Source organism: Xenorhabdus griffiniae, from assembly GCF_037265215.1.
Taxonomy (GTDB): domain Bacteria; phylum Pseudomonadota; class Gammaproteobacteria; order Enterobacterales; family Enterobacteriaceae; genus Xenorhabdus; species Xenorhabdus griffiniae.
Genome location: NZ_CP147737.1, coordinates 153,535 through 171,448 on the forward strand (window position 1 = coordinate 153,535; position 17,914 = coordinate 171,448).

The following is a 17,914-nucleotide window of genomic DNA, read 5'->3' on the forward strand; positions in this document are numbered from 1 at the left end:
GGAGGAGCATACTAAAACGGTACGGGCCGGTAACAAACTGGTGTTGCGCCACGGGGATAAATTTGGGATGAACGGGGAATAAAGCAGGAAACCATGGTAGAAAACAACGGAACCAGAACAGACAGCAAGGCGGCTACTCAGGCAGAAGAATCGACCAGCCCGAAAGCGCCTGATACCCCTAATGAACCGCCCAAACCGAACTCCCCGTTACCACAAAAGGTACGGGATGACAGCCCGACCGGGGAAGGCAATACCATCGGTAAAATTGTCGGTCAGGCACCACAGGCAGCCAATCCGCCGCATGAAGCTAATGCGGTAATACTTCCGGAAACCAAAGAAGAAAAAGGGCTTTGGTCGCAGATAAGAGATTACTTTGACACGGGTATGATAAATTCTGTGAATGCCGATGCAGAAGAACGCGCCGCTATATTGGCTATGACCGGTCAGACAAAAGCCGCAGAAAACTTACAGGCTGTGACAGAGAACGCCCGGCAGAATGCCGATAAATTTCGTGCGACTGATATGGCTATTGGCGCAGCGAAACGTGTCAATAACATGGCTGTCGATGCCGCAGAAGCGGTAACAAAACTCCAGGGGAATGCCTCTGCACTGGAAGCACAGGCTCGTGCGGCTGAACTGGAAGCTCTGGGACAAAAACGCGCGGCCGAAGGTTTACGTAACACGAGTGTTGCCATCGCTCAAAATACTCAAGAATTTAATCTGGATGCCAAACGAAAGCGTTTTGATAATCCGATGCAGGAAGGCGGAGCAATGGCAGTAGATACCGGTATGACGGTATCTTTAGCAGGCGAAATACCCAATATACTTAAAAACATTAGCGCCTTTTTTACCCTTGGCAAAACGGCCGTTAAGGGGGCTGCCAAACAAGAAGCCAAAGGCGTCGCGAAAGCGAAAACTCAGGCAGCAGGAAAAACTAAAGATGGGAGCGGAGCTCGCATTAAGAGGGAGTCGAAAACAGACGCTAAAACTATCGATAAACCCGAAAACCACGCCCCGGATCAGGCCAAAAATACGTCCAGCGACAAACAAGGCAATAACCCGGAAAAAACCACGGGGGGCGGTGATCCGGTCGATATGGCCACCGGTGACTTCCTACAGGTCTGGCCGGTCATAGCAATCCCCAGCCTGTTGCCCCTCACCCTGACCCGGACCTACCGCTCCACCGCCAATCCTCAGGGGCTATTCGGACCTAAATGGGCCGATGACTGGTCGCGTCAACTGGAGATGAGTGACGGCAGGGTACTTTACACGGATGCCGCCGGTGTAGTTTACGACTACCCCACACCGGATAACACCGTCTCGTCCCGAAATAAGCACCTGCCCCACTGCCTACTGACCGGTGAACGGGACGGCGCACTGAGCCTGACGGACAGCCGAACCCAGCTCACCCATCATTTCAACGCCATGACGGGCAATATCCACCGTTTGTCTGCCATAACAGATCGTCGTCAGAACACGATTTATTTTCATTACAACAAACAGGGTCACCTAGCGGAAATTGTGCGCAATGACGGCATCAGGCTGATACTGGACTATCAGGACGGGCAACTGCAAGCGATTGATCTGATTGATGGTGACCACCAACAGCGCTGGGTCACCTGCGGCTATGATGCACACGGCTATCTGGCAGAGTGCAATGCCTTCCAGCATAACCACCTGTGGCATGAATACAACGCACAGGGCTGGATGACCCGCTGGCACGACACCGACCAGACCGACCTGTCGGTGACCTACGATGAGCGTGGACGCGTGCTCAGCACCGCCTCGCCCAGTGGTTACTGGTGTGACCGTTTTCGCTATGACGAGGGCACCCGCACCACCACCTATCTGGATGCGGAAGGCGGCGAAAGCCGGTTCATCTATAACCCGGACGGGCAGGTTATCCGGGAGATTGACCCGCTGGGGCGCGTCACCCGCCGCCAGTGGCAAAACAGCCAGAAAATATGGGAAGAAGATCCCGCCGGCAATGTCACTACCTTTGCCTACAATCCCGACGGTGCCCTGACCGAAATGGTTCTGCCTACCGGTGACATTTTTGCCTATGGCTATGACGAACACGGGCAGCTTATTGAAAGTGTCCTGCCAACGGGTGAACGCTGGCGCTATCACTATGATGAGCAGGGTAACCTTACCGAACTGACCAACCCACTGGGGCACAAGGAGGCGTACCACTACGGCACCCACGGTGAACTATGCCGGCGCCTCCTCCCCGATGGCCGCGAGTGGCACTATACCTACGACAGGCAACTACGCCTGGCCAACATCATGACCCCGGATGGTGAAAATACCGGGCTGGAGCTGGATACACTGGGGCGGCTGCGCGGCGTCACCGATGCCCTCAAACAGCAGACCCGCTACCGCTACAGCGACGACCACGCCGGGCTTAATGGCAGCCTGACCGACATCACCCTGCCCGATGGCACCACGCAGCAACTGGAATATGACAGTGAACGACGCGTGGTGGCCGTCACTGACGGCGAAGGCCGTACCACACGTTATCAATACGGTGCGTTTGATTTGCTAACACAGGTGACCCGTCCCGATGGCACCACGCTGCGTTTTGGCTATGATCGCCTGACCCGCCTGCAATCGGTCACGGCGTCCACCGGCGAAACTTACCGTTATGAGCGGGATGCGGCCGGCCAGATTATTCGCGAAACCGATTTTACCGGCCGCACCCTGGAATATCAGTACGATAAACTGGGACGTCGCACCCAGGTGCAATACCCCGATGGACAACAACTCCGCTGGCACTATTCCGCGGCGGGGTTGCTGGTCAGACAGGAAAGCGGGCAGCCAGAAGAAAATCAGTGGGTACTGAAAGCGACCACCACGTACGAATACAACAACCGCCATCAGCTGGTGAAAGCCGCCAATGCCGATGCCGTGGTGGAATATGAGTACGACAAGACCACGGGCTTGCCGATTTGTGAGCGTATCAATGGGCGGGAAATCACCCGCGAATGGGACAGCCTGACGGGGAGGCCGGTCAGTGAAAGCCTGGAGGGGCACACCCTGCACTTTGGCTATCACCCGTTATCAGGCGCACTGAATCATTTTCAGTTTAACCAACATGCCCCGCTGACACTCCGGCATGATGCACTGGGACGGGAAACGGTGCGCGAAAGTGCCCGCGGGTTTATTCTCGCCAGCCGTTATACCGCAACGGGTTTACTGGCCCATCAGTCAGCCGGGCGGGACAGCGCCTTTTTCCAAGAGGCGCTGTCACAAAACGATCCGCATTTTCCTCCCCAGGCGACCGCCGTCAACCGGAGCTGGCAATACGATCGGGCGCATAATGTCCGGGTTATTGACGACAATTGGGGGCAAACCCGCTACCGTTATAATACCAACGACCAGATAGTACACACGCTGTTCGAGGGGTTACGCCCCCATGAAGAGCAATTCAGTTACGATGCCAACGGCAACCTGCGCCAACATTTGCCTGTTGATGCACAGGGCGCGATGACACAGTTCACGCAGCGCCAGCAGGCTGGCCGGGTGGTACAACGGGGGGATTCGCATTATCACTATGATGATAACGGCAGACTTATCGAAAAAATCGAACAGTATGACGGCTTCCGCCCCCAGGTCTGGCGTTACCGCTGGGATACCCAAAACCAGCTCACCCACTTAGAAACCCCGGATGGCTCGCGCTGGCAGTATTGCTACGACCCGTTTGGTAGGCGAATTCGCAAAATCAAAGAACGCGATGGAAAACTGACCGCCGCTAATTTGCAACTGTGGCTGGCGGGCAAGCCGGATTTGCCGGATAATCCCAAGACACTCGGCGGCTATGATTACCTGTGGAGCGGTGACCAGCTGATTGAGGAAGTGCCGTTTCAGCGTGACGGCACCCGGCTGGAAGAGAAGCGCGTGCGCTGGCTGTATGAGCCGGGCAGCCTGACGCCAGCGGCGCGTTTTGAGCGCGGCAAACTGCATTATGCTATCCATGATCATCAGGGCACCGTACGGGAACTGCTGGATGAACAAGGGGAGATGGTCTGGGGCCAGCACCTGACCACCTGGGGCCACGCCGAAAAACGCGGCGGCGTCCCGTCCCATCACCCGGATTACCATGTTCAGTGTCACTTCCGGTTTTTAGGCCAGTATTTTGATGAGGAGTCGGGGCTTTTTTACAATCGGCACCGCTACTACTCGCCGGAGACTGCGCAGTACATCAGCCCTGATCCGATTGGGTTGGCGGGCGGGTTGAATCCCTACTCTTACGTTCATAATCCGACGGGGTATGTTGATCCGTATGGGCTGGCCGGTAGGCAGGGGAATAAAGGGGATGCAGGAATTAAGGAGACGGGTGCTCGGAGAGTACTGGATCCTGATAGTGTAACTGGCTGGGAAAAAGCCGAGAAATACTATGATAAAATCAGGGCTGACCCTTCTGATATTTCGGCTATTGCGAGAAATACAGGTTGGAAAGAATCTCAGATCGCCAGAATAAAAAACCATGTATTTTTCAAAGAACACCAATTAGACAGAGGAATTGGTCGATTTGACGCTGACCCAGGTATGGTCAATGCATGGTCACGTTTGACGAAAGGCGATCATATACCATCAGATATCAATTTGTTGAAGCATGAGTATTTTGAATCTAAGTTTGAAGGTATTTTCCGAACAAACTATAGGACAGCACACGATAAAACCGAATCTACGGGCAGAATTTGGATAGATGAGTAGAATAATATGGCATTTCACATATTGATGTTTAAAAAGGAAGAAAGCGAAATTAGTTCCCAGTATCTCTATATGTCTACAACATCAAGGCATTCAGAAATGGAACATGGTCTTTTCGAAATAAATAAGGGAAATGGCGAAATTACATTACTTAGACTTGCTAGTTATGATGAGCAAAAACATTTTTTTCAAAGAGCATCATTTAAGATATTCAAACATTGGCAAAATGGAGAGCTTCCAGAAAAAGCTGAGTGGGCATCGTAACAATTCTTTAATGTAATGACTAAAGAAGTCGGAAAGATCCCCGTGATCTTCCGGCTTTTTCCTTTTAAGAGTTGCTCATTCCCTGCCCTTAGTTGCTGTGTAAGCGTCCGGTGATCTCACCTTGTTCCTTCCATCCGGCTCCTGCACGCTACGGCTTCTGATTTTTCATTTGGAGACCCCATCATGCGCCGTAACCGATACACCCCCGAACAAAAACAGCAACATGTGACCCAATGGCGCCACAGTGGCCTGACCCGAAAACTGTAGTGATGTGATGGACGTCCCCTTTTTCAGCAGCAAATAGTGCCATCTTTTTTTCCGATGCACTGAATTTCGGGAGAACATCTCATGAATGCGATTAAAGTCATTGGCATTGACCTCGCCAAAAACGTTTTTCAAGTCTGTGTCTGGATGGAGGACGGTTCTGTCGCCTCGAACCGAAAAATTTCACGGCAAAAATTGCTTGATACTGTGCGCACTTTTTCGCCAGGAACCCTCATTGCTATGGAGGCCTGTGCAACTTCTCACTATTGGGGCAGAACCCTTCAGGCGATGGGATTTATCATCAGGCTTGTGCCGACCCAGCATGTTAACGCTTTCAGCCATCATCAAAAAATGATGCCAATGATGCACTGGCTATCTGCGAAACGGCCTGCCGACCCGGTATCCATTTTGTTCCGGTCAAGACGGTGGAACAGCAAGATATCAAGGCACTGCGCAGTGCCCGACAACTCATGGTGGAACAACGTACCGCACTCGCCAACCAGATTCGGGCTTTCCTCGCTGAGGAGGGGGTGAGCATTCCTGCTGGTATTCAGAAACTGCAACAGTACCTGCCTGAGATTCTAGAAGAGGAGAGCCATGAGCTGTCCTCTGTACTACGACGTTTGCTTCATACTTTGGGGGAAGACCTACGGAATCTGAACATTCGCATTCATGAAATGGATAATGAAATAGCGGCACTTTCTCGTCAGCAAAGTGGTTATCACCATCTGCTCACGATCCCCGGCGTCGGTCCTCTTATTGCAGCCGCCTTCGTGAGTGAAGTCAGTGCGCCCCAATTTGCCAATGGCCGGCAACTTTCTGCCTGGTGTGGCCTGGTTCCCCAACAACACAGTTCAGGTGGAAAAAACCGGCTGTCTTCCCTGAGCAAAAATGGAAACCGTCATCTCCGAACGTTAATTATCCACGGTGCTCGTGCCGTGATGCGCTGTGTCCAAAATCGTGATGATTGTCTGGGAAATGGTTGAGAAAATTGATTGCCCGATGTGGGTTTATGAAAGCCACGATCGCTTTAGCCAACAAACTGACACGGATTATCTGGCGTGTTCTGCGGGATGAAGTGGATTTTAATATGCAAAAAGCTTTTACTATTAATTAATTGAGCAACAAAAATAGACGCATTATCGAGTTTGCAAACACTGATGAGAAAACGGCTACCGTCCCTGTAATAGCCTGTTCTTATACAAGGTAGTGATATACCGATGTAGTGAGAAGGAAGCAGGGTGCGGATGACATCATGGCGCGGATAATTTTTCCATTATGACGCCGGATATATGGTCGCAAACCGTATAACTTAGTGCTTGCACAACTGGGGCGTCCATATATGGTATAAAGATCTCGGACATCTCAAAAGCCTGCTAATCTCATTAACATGACCATGAGGTGTGACGATGAAATTGAAGCCAACCAAACCCCAATATTCTATTGAATTTAAGCTGGAAGCGGTTCAACAGGTTATCCTCTTCAACTAAGTGCGTGTTTCTGCCAACGCGCTTTAGATCGCGATAAGCGGCCAGCCGACAAAATGGGGAGGATGTTCTCAAGAGAGATGCGAGTGAACAGCGTGTTTAATCTTTTTCCAAAATTCTTGGGCCGGTTCCATCTTGTCCAAGAACATCATTCGGATTACGTAAAGGACACTCTGTTAACGAAAGGCATCCACACCCAATACAATTACCTAAATTATCTCGTAATCGGATGAGTTTTTTGATGCGTTGATCCAGAATATTCTGCAATTGTAAAGAAAATGTTAGCCATTGTTCGGCTGTCAATTGACTATCAGGTGGAAACTGGTCTAGTGCTTGTTTTATTTCTTTCAGAGAAATACCTGTGCTTTGTGCGACTTTGATGATCGCAATATAGCGCAATACAATTGAAGGAAAACGGCGTTGGTTACCTTGATTGCGTGAACTTTTGATTAATCCTTTCGACTCATAAAAATGGAGGGCAGATATAGCAACTCCGCTACGTTTTGATACCTCTCCGATAGTTAACGCCCGATTAAAATCAATGGAATTATCTTTTTCCATATCGATGAACCCTAATTTAACTTTAGGTTGTATACTGCACTGCTTTTTATCATTTGAAAAAAACCGTGCCTTTTCGCTGAAAATTGAGTGTATACCAATCTAACTTCAAGATGTGTCTTATATCTCCCCGCGTAGCGGGGAGATATAAATAATCACATTGATTTGCAAGCTGCAACTTGAAGTTTAATGTGTATAAATTCATTTTTTCATTTCGATAATGTAGTAGTTACCATTTTCTGTGGCAAAATCCATGCTGTAGATATTTGTGATAGAGAGACTCGCTTTTTTTGCCATAAATTCAAATTCTGATTGATATCGTTTCTTGCCTAACAGAAGAGTATCTATATATAAATCAAATGATACTGCCTCATTTGGCTCTTTAATCATATCGATAACATATAAAACGGAATCTTCCCGCATGGCTTTATGGCAGTTTTTGAGAATATCAATAGCTTGATTATCTGGCCAATCATCTAAAACATTTTTTATGCTGTAGGCATCATATCCTGCTGGAATAGTAGAAAAGAAATTACCATTGATAAAAGTAATCCCTTCTGATTCTTGCCTGATAAAATCATATTGATCCATGACATGGCATTGGATATGTGGATAGTGCATTTTTATACTTTTTGCCAAAGAACCCACCCCACCCCCGATATCAATCAATGAAGAAATGCCATTTAGAGGAATATGTTCAATAATATGTTCATTCATCTTATCGGTCATTTTTGCCAATAAATTATCAAAAACCGTTTTGATGGTTTTATTTTTTTCATGATTGAGATAATCAAAAAATGGCTCATGATGGGTAAGTTCAAAAGCGGATTTTTTATTCGTTTTGCTTAAGGAGGAACTGTATTGTGACCAAGCGTTCCAGAAGGCAGGATCTAATTCGAACTTTATATATAATGTTTCAAAGCTGTTTGGATCACTGAGTGATGCCCATTGTTCAGTAAGGTAAAATTTATCATCTTTTTTGGTTAACACATTAAGTGTTTGCATATAATTCAATAACCTATGGAATCTGTCTTGATAAACATGACATAGCTGAGCAATTTGTTCCACGGTTTTACCATCTTGGGTACTTAAATATAATGGTGCTTTACTATCTACAAAAGCAAATAGTGCATTCGATTTGCGATAGGCAGTAACCATTTCCAATGACATTATTATTCCCCTTATTCAAGTTTTTAAATAAATTGAAATTCATTGGGTATATGTATTTTTATTTTAAATTTTGTAATTATTTTTATATACGCATTAAACTTCAAGTTACAACACGCTATGAAATCACACGCATCTTGAAGTTAGACTGGTATATTTTTAAATAAAGAGGATGCAAATGATTTACCAAAGAAACCAAGCGCATCCTGATTATTTATTTTCCCTGGTTAGTGGATGCACTATAAAACCTCAAGATAACTTGAGGTCAAGTAATATTTATCTAAGTACGTCTAATATTTTTTGAATGTATATACGCGTTACCTTTCAAGTTGCTCATTATAAAACAACATAACTCGTTGTTTCTCCCAGCTTTGTGGGGAGAAACAATATGCATATTGAAGTGAGATGGCTATACGCATTAAATTTTAAGTTGCAGCTTGCAAATCACTGTGTGTGATTGTTTATATCCCTCCGCTACACGGGAGATATAAGACGCATCTTGAAAGACGATTTAGGGAGCTGTGCCTTTGGATTTCAACTGGCAGCTTTCCCGTAATATGCGCATGACAGTATTTGCACCGCTACGGTTGGGATTGATGCGGATCATGCGTTGTTCCAGAGTGGGATCTGCTTGACGGAAGGTGCCGGAAATGCGGTAAAACAGGGGCGGAATTTCAAACTTTGACTCTGCACCTACCGGATAAGGTAGCGCACCGAGTGTGGGAGCTATGGCGAGCACTCTTTCTGCAATGGGATCGTGAAATTCGACCAGTAACACTTTTGATTGTGCATTGGCGAGAAAGGCTTGTTTTACCTGTGGCAATTCCCCTTGGTTCAAGCGCGTCACCAGTTCGTTATTCACTTCGGCCTGTACTGCGTGCATAACCGGTGCGAATACCATACCTCGCAGGGCTTCCATTGCCTGATAACCTTGTATCTGGCAGCCACCGGAGTACATGCTGTGGCGTAGATTATCAATGATTGCCTGCTTTCCTACAATTAACCCAACGCCTTGTGGTCCCAATAATTTGAAGCAAGAGAACGTGGAAAGGGTTGCGCCATATTGACAACCGATATGTGCTACTTTCATTGCCGCGTAGTTATCATCGACTAATGAAGGAATGTCATATTGATTCAGGGTGCTGATGACCTCTTGCAGGCAGTAGCGGTCAGATATTTTCTGGCGTGTATGTTGAATAAGGCTGGCAGCGGGGGAGAATTGCTTAATAGCGGCCACAATTTGCTCTGTGTGGTTGAAATCTGCCTGTACGACACGAAGCCCCATTTGTTCAATTGATGCCTGGGTTGTGGGATAAATCGGTGCATGATGTACAAGTAACGTTGAATTGGGACTGACCAACGCGGCCAGTCCCGCGCGTAATGCACCCGTTCCTGCTCCATTGACAAAAGCGGCTGTTTCAGCGCCGAAAAACTCCGCAATCACCGCTTCAATGCGTCGGGTCATCCGTGGTTGGTGGAGATCTGGGACTAACCCCAGATCGCCTTGCGAAAGAAAATCAGCACCAGGAAAATGGCGACAGATAATATCAACCAGCTTGAATTGTTGCTGTTGCGCTTGTGCCATCGTCATGCTTTGCAATGGATAGGTTTTCATTTTCTTATTTTATTCCCAGCAGAAACAGCAAGTTTGCCAGTATACCCACAATGATTGTCGCAATTGGGCCGATAGCCATTTCCACTAAAGGACGTTTGGATGTACGGTTAAGCAGATAGATACCCGCCACGATCATAAAGCCCATGCCAGGCAAAATTGCGTTGGCGGCAATCATCGCACCAACCAGCAAGGCAACTTCGAGCATTTTGGTGATCGCGGTACGAATATGTCCGCTGCATGCTTTCACTCCAGGATACTTATCCAACCAGATAGCGATTTTTGCCAGTAGCTGGATTTCAATGAACATGGTGATGCCGCCTGCGACAAAGGCAATCCACGGATTGTTGGTTGCCAGCCCTGCCACAAACACAAATTTCATGCCATTTGGGCTATAAACGCCTGTGGCTATAGCTGTCGTACCCACTAATGGGATGAAGCTGATGGCACGTGCCAGTGCTACCAGCAATGCATTGGTCTGTTCACCTTGAGCCATGAGTTGTAAGGAAACAGGCCCTTCCGCCAGCAGGCTAAAAGACATGGTCGCAGCACTGGCGGTCAAGCCGCCACACAGGATTAGCAGCCATTTATTTTTCTGGATACGTTCTATACGGGTGGAAAACAGACCGACTAAGACTTCGTTGGCACCTTTTTGCTCCGCTGTCTGCGTTGGACGTTCACGCATGGCAAAGTAGAACATGGCAATCATCGACAGCAATAGTGCCGCGCCGTTAGGATCAATGCTGACGGGTTTTTCGATCATCCCCCCAAAGCTCAACGGGCCAATGGCCTTGGTTGCCAGATAGCCGACCAGTGCGGTGAACATGACCAAAAGCCCTTTGCGATAGCCGTATTGATAACCGACGACCATCGCAGGAAACAGGGCGAAACAGGCCACAATCGGATCGCCTACTTTCTTGAGATCATTGGTGAAATTAACGGGCAACATGGCAAACAGTTCCACCACCGAACGCAGCCCAGCCAGCAATGCGATGGCATATAAGGCACCAATGACACCAGAGGAGATAAAACCTCTCCGGCTATTGGCACACCAAATCCCGATCATGTCTGTACCGAGTAACAGGCTGTGAACCAAGACAATGGGGGCCGTGAGTGAAAAGGGAATGCCAAAACCGACAACCAAACCAATGCTCAGGGCGAAACTGGTTGCGGCAAGCGCTTTGCGGCTCATGCGACCTTCAAGGTATTCCGGCAACAGTGGGCGTAGGCCATCGTGAAAAACAGCGATACCACGGTTTGCCATCATAGCGGCAATAGCGCCAATGGCTGCCAATAACCCTGCCTTAAAAGGATCGACCTCCATCAACCTCAGTAGGAAATCATGAAAATGTTGCACGATTGCCTCCTTACAGTGAGATGATGGTATTAATGATCACAGGCAGGACGATATCAATATCCTGACCGGTAAAACCAAATGCTTTCTTACCGGCTTTCACATGGGCGATAATCTCGTCATTGGACAAGATTTTTCCTGGCATTCCGACGGTGGCACATTGACTTAGTCCAATAAGCGCAATTGCCATTGCCAGTGCACCTCCTCCACCCGTATTACACGCGCCAAAATAGTAATCTGCTTCGCCATTTTTAATTGCCATCGCCGCGTCAATATCATTCATGATGGTAATAGCGGTGGCTTTATTGCCGGCCAATTGACGAATGCTTTCGGCTATTGCCTGTTTCTCTATTTGTCCACCAACGACAAATCTCATGTTGTTATCCCTCTCTTTGTATCTTCATATCGGATTGCTTTTTGAAAAAGCTATGTTTTTAGAATTGGTTTAATTTAACCTTGTGTTTTGTAAGTTTATTTTTTCTTGCCTTGGAAAAATTGTGCAGGATTATCACGCAGCATTTGGTCTATCTGTTTTTGACAAAAACCGGCTTCCAGCAACATAGGAACGAATACGGTTAGCAAGTAATCGAAACCATTTCCCCCATTGTTTTTCAAATGAGATCGACGCGTGATATCTTGGGAAAGCATGATCCGATCCAGCAGTCCACGCTTGGCAACCTCTTGCAACATGGTAATGCGTCGGCTGTCGGGATAGTAATTATTCTTGCCGATTGTATCGAATTGTACCCATGCTCCGTCCTCTAGCAGTGGAATAATGGTGTCCAGATTATCCCTCAGATCACAATGGCCGATAGCCACATATTCAGGGGAAACGCCAATCTCCATTAACAGCGCCAATTGCTCACGTCCCATTGTGCTTAATGTGGTGTGAGTGGAAATAGGACAGCCTGTAGCCTGGTGTGCCAATGCCGCAGCGATAAACGCCTTTTGCTCATCTTGTGTGATTTGATCGAGACTAGAACCAATTTCTGCAATTACCCCTGCTTTTAATGCGGTGCCATCAATGCCAATTTCAATTTCAGCGATCATGTCATCGGCGATAGCCTGTACACTTAACTCTCTGAAATGAGGAGGGAAGAAAGGTTGTTTATAGTAGCCCGTCGAAGCAATGATATTGATACGGGTATCACGCATCAGATCCAGCAGAAAAGCGGCGTTGCGTCCCATGTAACGATTGGTCATCTCCACGATGTTTCTCACCCCAAGGCTGTAGAGGTGACGAAGTTCTCCTGCGATCAGATCGTATTGATCCAATCGACAATCCAGGTTTCCTTTCACATCAGAGAGATCGATATGCAAGTGTTCATGTACATAGGTATAGCCTGAAACATCAATCAAGTTATTTGCCTTTGTTGCCAAACGGCCGGATCATGCGGTAATTCCGTTATAGCGAAAATAATATTATTTAATGATGGAATGATCTTATTTGTAATACCTTTGTTGGGGGATTAGTTAGAATAACCACTATTTTTCCAGTTTCCTTGACTGTCATAAATCCCTTCAAGTTTTGGAGAGCCGGATTGAATACCTGAAACAAGGGCAACATCGCTGCGCGTTGTGAAAATCTGAGGGCGAAAACACATGATCACTGGGCTACCAATAGGGTGAATGCCTGCTAACGGGAGGTGGTAGTCAATGCAGGGTTCACCCAGACGTAGTATGCGTACTTTTTTAGCCAGGGTGATGCCAGGAGGGGTGGTATGTTCAGGAAGAACCAATGCATGTTTCATATGCCCGCGTTTGTAATAACCGCCACCGTAGCAGTAACTATGACCATCATGGTGATGGGATATTTCTGTGAGATAGACCATTGCAATGTGTTCCGGCTCGCAGCCACAGAAGTTGGCGGGGATGGTTCCGGTCAGTGCATGGCCTGGTTCCAGGTGGGTGGCGCCGTATTTGGCCAGTAATGGTATGGTGTTACAGCTTGAGGCTGCCGGAGCATTAATTTGCGAAAGTTTAATGCCGAGTTGTTCCAGTCGGTTTCGTGCCCGAATGAGGGTGAGCAAATTGGGGGTGGGTAAGGTTATCTGATAGCGGGGATCCCATGCCAGACAAGGAAAATGCGTCAGACCGCTCAATTTTATGCCTGGCATGTGTTTTAAGGCATCGACAACGGTATCTAATTCGTTAAAGGTGATACCGGCTTCTTGGCCGGAGAAGGCGATATCTCGTTTATCAAATATTTTCAGCATGATGGGCTGAATTCGCCCCAATTTCTCCGCAATATCTGAAATAGCTTGGGCTTTTTCAAGGGAAAATACAGTAATGATACTCGGACTATGCTTGAGCATGGTTTCTATTAAATGGGTTGGGGTCTGTACCAAATGACCGATGTGGCACAGTGGAATACCATGCTGGCTCAGGCTATAAGCTTCCCTGAAATCGACAGCCACGACACCGCGATAACCGAGGTCAATCAATTTTTGGGTCAGCCATGGGTTACGCCCAATTTGTTTGGTCATCAAATAGAGCTCAATGTCATATTGCGCCGCGGCTTGCAGTAAGCGCTGACCATTGTCCAAAACCTGATCGACATCGATGATGTAGGTATCTGGCAAGATTGCACCTTGTTGCCAAAGGTCTTTTGCAACTTCAATCAATTTGGGGTTCTGTTTTTTTAATGCCTCAATAAACATAGGGCTCCCTTTATCGCTAAAAAGCAGCAAGGCTGTGTGAAATCAACATTTTTATAGATTAATTTTCATTTTTTTGAATATTTTTATGAGAATCAAAAACTAACCTCTTTCGCGTGAAAATATTAAACCATATAAATTTGCCAACAGATAGCCTTCCTCGTTGGGATGTAAGACTACGGTAAATTTTGCAATTAGGGAGTAATGCATTGTGAGTAATTGGTTGTAGTATTCAGATTGCTCGAGTGTTGCCAATATTTCTTTATCCAATGGAGCGACTACTTCACCACGGCGTGAACGCATGAAAGCACTTGCCATATGGGTAAGCGCCATTTCGCCTTGCGGATGACGGATAGGGATGTGCCAGATATCTTCCAGAACATGCACAACTTCCAGCATGTTATCGTGGATATCTTGATCGATAACATCACCTTGTAGCAGGATAGTTAGCCGTTGTTCTATCATTGCTTTTTGTTATACACAGGTGTTAACCAGCCGCTTATTTGGTTCAATAAACGGGTTCGATGATGCCTGTTACTACGTTTTGTTGATGGGTTAGCAATAGATCCCGATCAACCATAGTATGCAGGAGTTGCTGGATAGGAATATTATCCTTGCGGGTGAGGATAACGGCTTCAGAAGCCTTGATAAAACACTCACTGCTGTCAGGGAGTTGGGTCATCAGACCTTGTGCTATGAGTTCATGGCCTTGTCCAACGTTCCAGATGGCCGCATCAATGTAGCCTTTTATTATTTGATTTAGGCATTCATGATAGGAAACCTCGACCAATTCAATCTCTTTGTCAGCAAAGTATTGCTTTGTCATTATTTTTTGGTCTGCTGAGGTGCTATCTAACCCAACGCGACGAATTGATTCCATTTCGCCATTGCGAAAGATTAACCGATGCCTGTCTGTATAACTTTGTGTCCCTAGTGAAAGCGCAATATATAGATCTTTATTATCTGGGTGCTGTTCTGCGGCAAGTCTTGATGTTACCGCTAAATCGTAAACACCACTCAGTAAACATTCAATGCGGATATCTGAGCCACGCATGTGCGCGAAGTAAAAGGGAACACTTGCACACAATGCTTTTAAACCACTGGCCAGCCCTTCATAAGCTCGGGTATATGGGAGTGGCATCGCACAAACCACATTGCCAATATCGGCATACTGCAACAGTAATTTGTGGTTTATCTGTGCAAGAAAGCTACCACTACGACCACGACGCTTAATTCCAACCACCTGCGCCTGTTCAAGAGATTTTAATGCTGCTTGCATCAAACCCACGGACAATCCACATTCTTTAGCCAATACTTCTATGGTTTTCAGGCGATTACCGCATTGTTCAGAGAGGAGATAACGAGCCAGAAATGACTGCGCGATCCCTTCTTTTTTAATGAATGTTTGACTCATCATTACAAGTTCTTATCCATTCCCATTTATATTCATAAAATTGAACATAAATCGCAATAAGCGAATTAAAGAAAAGGGATTAATATCACAATTACAAAAAAAATGAAAATTTAAAAAATGATAAAGTTTAATATTATCAATATTTTGAATATATATTTCAATTTTGCATTGAAGATATAAAAATTGCCATCATGGGAGAATATAGGGCCGGTTAGGGTATTATCTATGCCCGCTCACTGTGTTTTTCTGTATCGATGGTGATTTTTGCTGTACTATTTATCACGCTACAGAATAATTAGGCTACATTCTGCACGTTATTTTTGCATGAATCAATAAAATATCTTATGGCATGTATGTTATTTAAGATCATTAAAATTTATACCAATCTAACTTCAAGATGCGTGTGATATTTCCCCGCGAAGCGGGGGAGATATCAGGTTTCATATCGTGTTGTAAATTGCAGCTTGAAGTTTAATGCGTATAGCTTTTTCTGTTGTTATAGCCAACAATAAAGTAGGTTTATTATAGGATTATATTTTCATTTTCTTATTTATATAGACCAATTCAACTTCAAGATGCGTGTTATATTTCCCCGCGAAGCGGGGAGAAACAATATGCATCTTGAAGTTAGATTGGTATAAGATTGTTTTTTGAAAGATGAAATATATAAATCAAAATATTGCCCAGATTGAATACAAGCCACATTAGTGGTATCACTTCCCATAGTACCACTTATACACCAATCTCATTTCAAGATGCGTGTGGCGTCTCCCCGCGAAGCGGGGAGACATCAGGTTTCATATCGTGTTGTAAATTGCAACTTGAAGTTTAATGCGTATAGCGCTTAACAAATATCGAGACCAGGAAAAAGGGTTATGAATACTTTATCCATTGTAACCATTTTATTGATGTTATTTCCTTGTTTGGTCAATGCTGGTGAAGTAAATACAGCTTTAGCCAAGGAAAATGAAACAGCGACAGCACGTTTTTTCAGTAAGCTGATTGAAACCAACGATCCAAATGTTGCAGAGCTAACAATGGCATTGAAAATGATGCCCAAAGGTGCAGATATCCATATTCACTATTCTGGTGCAATATATGCAGAAACCTATCTTGATTGGGTTGGTGATAAGGGCTATTGCATTTATGATCGGACCGATCCGAAACTTAAGATCGAAATTTATCGAATAGAAACACGTCAGAAAAACCAACTCCCAGGCGAGAATCAGCAATTTTGTCTCGAAAAGAGTGCAGTCATGGCAAACAATGCCTTCTACCGAGAGTTATTGAAGGTATGGTCAGACAAAGATTTTCATAACCATTATCACGTGCAGAAGGCGCCGGACCAGCACTTTTTTGATACCTTTAGTTATTTCAGCCCATTATCACATCAAATTTTAACGGATGGGATGACAAAATTAAAAAATCGGGCCAAAAATGAAAATGTTCAGTATCTGGAAATAATGTTAAACAGGGCACCTTCTTTTGAGTACCCAGAACTGGCTAAAGCACTCGATGCGTTAGGCCCAGATGCTGATGAAAATACCGTTTTCGCAGCATTGGCGCCCTATGCGGATTTTATGGCTAAGGACCCACTTGTCAGGGAAGGCATATCTGATTATATCCAAACCGAAGAAGCGGCGGTTTCCGGGATCGACGATGATGAGTTTCGGATTCGGCTCCAATCTTATGTTGTTCGTAATGCGTCACGCGCGACTGTATTCTCAAGTCTGTATTCGGCATTTTCAGCGGCACATATGAGCAAAAAGATTGTCGGTGTGAATATTGTTGGGCCGGAAAATGGTTATATAGCCATCCGTGACTATAAGTTGCACATGCTGATGTTCCGGTATCTAAAAAGGCTTTTCCCCGATGTTCGTTTATCGCTACATGCGGGAGAATTAGTAAGTGGAATGGTTCCGCCAGAAGATTTGGCAAATCACATTCGATATGCTGTAGATATCGCAGGGGCAAATCGGATCGGCCACGGTGTTGATATTGCCAGGGAAGAGAAGGCGATTGCATTACTCCAGGTACTGAGAGAAAAGGCAATTCCTGTCGAAATTAACCTGACGAGTAATGACTTTATTCTTGGTGTTAGAGGGAATGAGCATCCGATAAAACTTTATCAACGTTATGGAGTACCTTTTGTGATATCAAGTGATGATCTAGGCGTTTCTCGTGGTGACCTGACTCATGAATTTGTCATTTTTGCCACAAACTACAAGCCATCTTATGCAGAGATCAAAAAAACCGTATTTAATAGCATCCAATATTCTTTTCTATCTCCAGAGGAAAAATCGGCGGAGTTGCAGGATCTGCGGTCCAGGTTTTTGATTTACGAATCAGAGATTGCGGGAATAGAAAAAGCGGTGCACGAGCGCGCGCATACGCCGGCAGAACAAAATTAATTTGGCTATTGGG

Annotated in this window: 12 protein-coding genes and 1 pseudogene; 4 read left to right on the forward strand and 9 right to left on the reverse strand. The window is 46.0% G+C overall.

What is annotated here, in order from left to right; translation table 11 throughout:
• Positions 1 to 93 precede the first annotated feature (93 nt).
• The 3 genes and pseudogenes from WDV75_RS00720 (at position 94) to WDV75_RS00730 (ending at position 6,358) form a co-directional block, all read left to right on the forward strand.
• Complete coding sequence (locus WDV75_RS00720; protein WP_338860523.1) at positions 94 to 4,716, forward strand: RHS repeat-associated core domain-containing protein; 4,623 nt, start codon at positions 94 to 96, stop codon at positions 4,714 to 4,716.
• A gap of 6 nt (positions 4,717 to 4,722) precedes the next feature.
• The gene (locus tag WDV75_RS00725; RefSeq protein ID WP_338860525.1) at positions 4,723 to 4,977 is read left to right on the forward strand and encodes a hypothetical protein; all 255 of its coding nucleotides are present in this window, start codon (positions 4,723 to 4,725) and stop codon (positions 4,975 to 4,977) included.
• A 348-nt stretch (positions 4,978 to 5,325) separates the two neighbouring features.
• A pseudogene (locus WDV75_RS00730) lies at positions 5,326 to 6,358 on the forward strand (IS110 family transposase).
• 469 nt (positions 6,359 to 6,827) lie between these two features.
• Here WDV75_RS00730 and soxR read toward each other — a convergent pair.
• The 9 genes from soxR to yhfZ form a co-directional block, all read right to left on the reverse strand.
• Entirely contained in the window at positions 6,828 to 7,289 is a 462-nt protein-coding gene (gene soxR, locus WDV75_RS00735) for a redox-sensitive transcriptional activator SoxR (protein WP_273557411.1), read from the reverse strand.
• Between the two features lie 198 nt (positions 7,290 to 7,487).
• Positions 7,488 to 8,456 carry a methyltransferase gene (locus tag WDV75_RS00740; protein WP_273557412.1) on the reverse strand — a complete coding sequence of 323 codons (969 nt, stop codon included), beginning with the start codon at positions 8,454 to 8,456 and terminating at the stop codon, positions 7,488 to 7,490.
• A 508-nt stretch (positions 8,457 to 8,964) separates the two neighbouring features.
• Positions 8,965 to 10,068 carry an aminotransferase class V-fold PLP-dependent enzyme gene (locus WDV75_RS00745; protein WP_273557413.1) on the reverse strand — a complete coding sequence of 368 codons (1,104 nt, stop codon included), beginning with the start codon at positions 10,066 to 10,068 and terminating at the stop codon, positions 8,965 to 8,967.
• Positions 10,069 to 10,072: 4 nt separating this feature from the next.
• A complete protein-coding gene (locus tag WDV75_RS00750) occupies positions 10,073 to 11,422 on the reverse strand; it encodes a YhfT family protein (protein WP_273557414.1) in 1,350 nt (449 codons plus the stop codon).
• Positions 11,423 to 11,432: 10 nt separating this feature from the next.
• Positions 11,433 to 11,795 (reverse strand): DUF2620 domain-containing protein, encoded by a 363-nt coding sequence (locus WDV75_RS00755; protein ID WP_189761019.1) that lies wholly within the window; start codon positions 11,793 to 11,795, stop codon positions 11,433 to 11,435.
• A 95-nt stretch (positions 11,796 to 11,890) separates the two neighbouring features.
• Positions 11,891 to 12,799, reverse strand: a complete 909-nt coding sequence (locus WDV75_RS00760) for a phosphotriesterase-related protein (protein ID WP_420497487.1) — start codon at positions 12,797 to 12,799, stop codon at positions 11,891 to 11,893.
• 89 nt (positions 12,800 to 12,888) lie between these two features.
• A complete protein-coding gene (locus WDV75_RS00765; RefSeq protein WP_273557416.1) occupies positions 12,889 to 14,079 on the reverse strand; it encodes a YhfX family PLP-dependent enzyme in 1,191 nt (396 codons plus the stop codon).
• A 99-nt stretch (positions 14,080 to 14,178) separates the two neighbouring features.
• A complete protein-coding gene (locus WDV75_RS00770) occupies positions 14,179 to 14,541 on the reverse strand; it encodes a PRD domain-containing protein (RefSeq protein WP_273557417.1) in 363 nt (120 codons plus the stop codon).
• 43 nt (positions 14,542 to 14,584) lie between these two features.
• The gene (gene yhfZ / locus WDV75_RS00775) at positions 14,585 to 15,493 is read right to left on the reverse strand and encodes a GntR family transcriptional regulator YhfZ (RefSeq protein WP_273557418.1); all 909 of its coding nucleotides are present in this window, start codon (positions 15,491 to 15,493) and stop codon (positions 14,585 to 14,587) included.
• Between the two features lie 872 nt (positions 15,494 to 16,365).
• Between yhfZ and WDV75_RS00780 the strand changes: the two genes are divergently transcribed.
• Positions 16,366 to 17,901, forward strand: a complete 1,536-nt coding sequence (locus tag WDV75_RS00780) for an adenosine deaminase family protein (protein ID WP_273557419.1) — start codon at positions 16,366 to 16,368, stop codon at positions 17,899 to 17,901.
• Positions 17,902 to 17,914 lie beyond the last annotated feature (13 nt).